The organism is Actinoplanes sp. NPDC048791, from assembly GCF_040650095.1.
Taxonomy (GTDB): domain Bacteria; phylum Actinomycetota; class Actinomycetes; order Mycobacteriales; family Micromonosporaceae; genus Actinoplanes.
On record NZ_JBEZGQ010001652.1, the window covers coordinates 1 to 1,217 of the forward strand.

Genomic DNA, 1,217 nt, shown 5'->3' on the forward strand with positions numbered 1-1,217 from the left:
GCGCTGACCTGGGCGGAGCAGGTGGTGGCCCAGCGTACGGCGGCCGCGGTGACCGACGAACTGCGCCGCTCGGCGCTCGCCGCGGCCCTGGACCACGGTCCCGCCTGGGTGGCCCGCTTCGGCGGCAACCGGCTCACCGCCGTGCTGGGCAGCGGCCTGGACTCGCTGCGGCCGTGGTTCTCCGGCTACCTGCCCGCGCTGGTCCTCGGCGTGGCGCTGCCGCCGCTGGTCATCGTCGCGATGGCCCTCACCGACCTCACGTCGGCGCTGATCGCCCTGGTCACGCTGCCGCTGATCCCGGTGCTGGGCGCGCTGATCGGCTGGGCGACCCGCGAGCGGGCCCAGCGGGCCTGGGAGGCCGACGCCCGGCTGGCGGGCCACTTCCTCGACGTCGTGCGCGGGCTGGCGACCCTGCGCGTGTACGGCCGCGCCGACCGCCAGACCACCGTGGTCCGCGACATGACCGACCGGCACCGCACGGCGACCCTGCGGGTGCTGCGGGTCGCGTTCCTGTCCTCGACGGCGCTGGACCTGGTCGCCACGCTGTCCGTGGGGCTGATCGCCGTCGAGGCCGGACTCCGGGTGGCCGCCGGCGACCTGACGCTGGGCCCGGCGCTGCTGGTCATCCTGCTCGCGCCCGAGGTGTACCGGCCGCTGCGCGAGATGGCAGCCCGCTACCACGCGAGCGCCGACGCCTCGGCGGTCATCGCGGACGCCGACGAGATCCTGGCACCCTCGGACGCCGATCCGGCTTTCCTGCCGACCGGGGCGGTGCTGGCCGCGGCTCACGACGGACGCTTCGGCGCCGGTGGCGAACGCCCGGCCGTGTACGCGGCGAGGCTGCGGGTGCGGCACCCCGGGTCCACGGTGGACGCACTCGGCCTGGACGCGCTGGCCGTCCGCGAAGGGGAACTGGTCGCTCTGCGCGGACCGTCCGGCGCCGGCAAGACCACGGCACTGCGGGTCCTCGCCGGGCTGCAACCGGCGGTCACGGGACGGGTCGAGCTCAGCGGTCCCGGCCTGCTGCACCTGCCCCAGCGGCCGACGCTGCCGCACGTCCGCACGGTCGCCGACGTGTTCCCGGGGTGCAGTCCGGACGGGGTGCGCGACGCACTGCGTACGGTGGGCCTGGACGCCGAGGTCGAACCGGCGACGGTGCTGGGCGAGCACGGGGCGGGGATGTCGGCCGGCCAGCGGCAGCGGCTGGCGCTGGCGGC

General features: G+C 76.7%; 1 protein-coding gene. It reads left to right on the top strand.

Going from position 1 to position 1,217, the window contains the following annotated elements:
- Positions 1 to 1,217 (top strand): ABC transporter transmembrane domain-containing protein (locus AB0C29_RS49325; protein ID WP_360835418.1); only part of this gene is annotated, 1,217 nt, incomplete at both ends.